The organism is Mameliella sp. CS4, from assembly GCF_019392335.1.
Lineage (GTDB): Bacteria > Pseudomonadota > Alphaproteobacteria > Rhodobacterales > Rhodobacteraceae > Antarctobacter.
Genome location: NZ_JAHXRQ010000164.1, coordinates 1 through 268 on the forward strand (window position 1 = coordinate 1; position 268 = coordinate 268).

Annotated in this window: 1 protein-coding gene; it reads left to right on the forward strand. The window is 60.8% G+C overall.

Annotated elements, in window-relative coordinates:
• A partial coding sequence (locus tag KZZ07_RS26965; RefSeq protein WP_500862249.1) for a 4Fe-4S double cluster binding domain-containing protein occupies positions 1-268 on the forward strand: 268 nt, incomplete at both ends.

Consider the following 268-nt stretch of genomic DNA (forward strand, 5'->3'; position numbering starts at 1 on the left):
GCTCAAGAGCGCAATCCCGGAAGACCTGCGCCCACTGATCGGCAATCGCGTGTTCGGCTGCGATGACTGTCAGATCGTTTGCCCGTGGAATCGTTTCGCCCGCGCTACCGATGAGGGCGATTTCAAGCCCCGGCATAACCTGGATAACGCAGAACTGGCCGAACTGTTTATGTGGGACGAGGATAAATTCCTCACCAGCACTGAAGGCTCGCCCCTACGCCGCGCCGGTTATGAGCGCTGGCTGCGCAACCTGGCAGTGGGCCTGGGC